This is a genomic window from Actinoplanes sp. NPDC051633 (assembly GCF_040681735.1).
GTDB lineage: Bacteria > Actinomycetota > Actinomycetes > Mycobacteriales > Micromonosporaceae > Actinoplanes.
Genome location: NZ_JBFAZH010000954.1, coordinates 1 through 3,037, shown reverse-complemented (window position 1 = coordinate 3,037; position 3,037 = coordinate 1). Strand labels below are relative to the sequence as shown.

The following is a 3,037-nucleotide window of genomic DNA, read 5'->3' as shown; positions in this document are numbered from 1 at the left end:
GGTCGCCGCCGCCGTGACGATCAGCGGGCGCTTCCCGTCGGTGCACGGGGCGCCGGTGCACGTCGGCGACCCGGCGTCGCTGGGCATCGCCGACCTGTCGGCGCCGGACTTCGGCGACCCGGTCGCCATCAAGCCGGGGGAGGTGCCGGTGTTCTGGGCCTGCGGGGTGACACCGCAGGCGGCGGTGATGGCCTCCGGCGTGCCGTTCGCCATCACCCACGCGCCCGGCCACATGCTGATCACCGACGTCCCCGACACGGAATACCAGATATGAGCACCCGTTTCCTGCGCTGCGGCCGCGAAGCCGTGCTGGCCGAGGTGGCCGACCTGGACGCGGCGCTGTCGCTCTACGCGGCGCTGCGCTCGGCGGCGCTGCCCGGGGTGATCGACCTGGTCCCGGCGGCGCGGACCGTGCTGATCCGCCTCGACCCGGCGGTGACCTCACCGGCCGCGGTGCGCGACGCGGCGTCCGCGGTGCGCGTCGACGCCCGCGAGCGCCCCGACCTGGGATCGGTCACCATCGGAGTGCGCTACGACGGCCCCGATCTCGACGAGGTCGCCGCCCTGCTCGGCCTCTCCCCGCACGCGGTCGTCGACCTGCACACCTCGGCCACGTGGACGGTGGCGTTCACCGGCTTCGCGCCGGGCTTCGGCTACCTCATCGGCGGCGACGCGCGCCTGACGGTCCCGCGCCGCACCACGCCGCGCACCCGGATCCCGGCGGGATCGGTGGGCCTGGCGGGCGAGTTCTCCGGCGTCTACCCCAACGAGAGCCCCGGTGGCTGGCAGCTGATCGGCCACACCGATTCGCGCGTCTGGGACCTGGACCGGGACCCGCCGGCGCTGCTGCGCCCCGGCGTCCGCGTCCAGTTCGAGGCGGTGTCCTGATGTTCATGACGGTCGTGCGCACCGGGCCGCTGGTCGTCATCAAGGACGGCGGCCGGCCGGGCCGTGCCGCTCTCGGGGTGGCGCCGTCCGGCGCGGCCGACCGGGCGGCGCTGGCGCGGGCGAATTGTCTTGTCGGCAATCCGCCGGAGGCCGCCGCGCTGGAATGCACGCTGGGCGGGCTGCGAGTCCGGTTCGACGCCGCGGCGGTGGTGGCGGTCAGCGGCACCGACGCGACGCTGACCGTCGACGGCGCGGCGCATCAGGCGGACCGGGCGGTGGAGGTCCCGGCCGGCGCGGAGGTGCGGCTGGGCATGCCCCGGACCGGGCTGCGGTCGTACCTGGCGGTGCGCGGCGGCATCGATGTGCCCCCGGTGCTGGGCTCCCGCTCCACCGACCCCGCCGGCGTGGGGCCGCCTCGCCCGAAGCCCGGCGACGAGCTGCCCATCGGCCCGGCACCGGAGGCCGGTGCCGGCGTGGCACCCGACGCGGCGGGCGCCCCGCCAACCGGCGAGGTGGTCGAGCTGGAAGTGGATCTCGGGCCGCGGGAGGACTGGTTCACCGACGACGCCGTGTCGACGTTGCTGCGCGAGACGTACACCGTCACGCCGGCCAGCGACACCGTCGGCCTGCGACTGGACGGGCCGGCGCTGGAGCGCCGCCGCACCGAGGAGCTGCCGAGCGAAGGCGTCGTCCGCGGCTCGGTGCAGGTGCCGCCCGACGGCAAGCCGATCATCTTCCAGGCCGACCACCCGGTCACCGGCGGCTATCCGGTGATCGCCGTGCTGACCCCGCAAGCCGCCGACCGTGCCGCCCAGACCCGCCCCGGCCGGCGCGTGCGCTTCGTCGCGGCCGACCCGCTTCCGGGCTTCGGATGAGTCCCGGGCCACCACTGTGACGGCTCGCGGAGGCGACTGGTTGACTGAACTCGTGACCACTGCGAACGGGCGTGACGAGGCGGCCGCGGAGGACCGGGCGGAACCCGGATCGGCCGCCCGGGCCGTGGCTGACCTGCGCAACCGGATGATCACCGGCGAGCTCGCCCCGGGCAAGCGACTGTCCGAGACCAAGTGGACCGGGCCGCTGAAGGTCTCCCGCAACACCCTGCGCGAGGCGTTCTCGACGCTGATCGAGGAGGGCCTGCTGGTGCGCGAGCCGCACCGCGGCGTCTTCGTGGCGACGCTGACGCCGGCGCAGATCGCCGACATCTACCGGGTACGCCGGCTGCTCGAGTGCACGGCGCTGCGGCAGGCGCCGATCGACCCGCCGCGGGCGCAGCTGATGCGCGCCGCGGTGGAGGAGGCCAAGGACGCCGCGGCCCGAGGCGAGTGGCGCGCGGTCGGCACGGCGAACATGCACTTCCACGAGCACATCGTCGCCCTGGCCGGCAGTCCGCGCCTGGACGGCTGGATGCGCCAGCTGACCGCGGAGCTGCGCCTGGCGTTCGCGTCGGCGAAGGACTACGAGGCGCTGCACCGCCCGTTCGTGGCGCTGAACGACGACATCACCACCACGTACGAGGCGGGTGACGCACCGCGCGCGGCCGACCAGCTGCACGACTACCTGCTCACCTCCGAGCGGATCGTGCTGGCCGCCCTGCACTAAGCCAACCCCTAACGGGTGGTGCGGGGGTCACCTGCCCTGATGGCCGATGCTCCCTGCCCCGTCGCGCCTTTACGGTGATCATCAGGCGGCGGAGGAGGTGGCGTGGCGTTCACCCAGTTCCTGCCGGGTCTGCGCGAGATCCGGGCCCATCTCACCGCCGGCTACCTGTGGCTGTTCACGGGCTGGGTGCTGCTGCCGAAGATCCCGAAGTCGGTGACCGGCAACGCCCTGGTCGAGCGGATCCGGGCCGCGGCGCAGGACCTCAACCCGGTGGCGCTGGCGGTCGTGGTCAGCGTGCTCGCGTACCTGATCGGTCTCACCCTGAGCTCGATCTCCAAGGTCGCGATGATCTCCATCGCACCCATCAGTGTCGCGATCGCGGTGGTCGCGCTTTCGCACAGGGCGCTCAGCTGGCTCGTCCTCGCGATCCTGGCGATCCTTCTCGGCTTGATCCTGCAGTTGGCGTTTGATTACGGCGACCCGGAGAAGCCCTTCGTCGTCCTGCTGTGCGGCGCGGTCGGCCTGACCTGCGTGGCGGTGCTGCCGC

General features: G+C 73.7%; 5 protein-coding genes. All 5 read left to right on the top strand.

Going from position 1 to position 3,037, the window contains the following annotated elements; genetic code table 11:
* The coding region (locus AB0M20_RS35085) for a DUF1445 domain-containing protein (protein ID WP_364304758.1) at positions 1 to 274 on the top strand (274 nt) is incomplete at its 5' end.
* Entirely contained in the window at positions 271 to 888 is a 618-nt protein-coding gene (locus tag AB0M20_RS35080; protein WP_364304756.1) for an allophanate hydrolase subunit 1, read from the top strand. The genes AB0M20_RS35085 and AB0M20_RS35080, both read left to right, overlap by 4 nt.
* On the top strand, positions 888 to 1,763 hold the full coding sequence (locus AB0M20_RS35075; protein ID WP_364304754.1) for a biotin-dependent carboxyltransferase family protein: 876 nt from the start codon (positions 888 to 890) through the stop codon (positions 1,761 to 1,763). Before AB0M20_RS35080 ends, AB0M20_RS35075 begins: the two co-directional genes overlap by 1 nt.
* Positions 1,764 to 1,815: 52 nt before the next feature.
* Positions 1,816 to 2,490 (top strand): GntR family transcriptional regulator, encoded by a 675-nt coding sequence (locus AB0M20_RS35070; RefSeq protein WP_364304752.1) that lies wholly within the window; start codon positions 1,816 to 1,818, stop codon positions 2,488 to 2,490.
* A 102-nt stretch (positions 2,491 to 2,592) separates the two neighbouring features.
* Positions 2,593 to 3,037 (top strand): hypothetical protein (locus AB0M20_RS35065; RefSeq protein WP_364304750.1); only part of this gene is annotated, 445 nt, incomplete at its 3' end.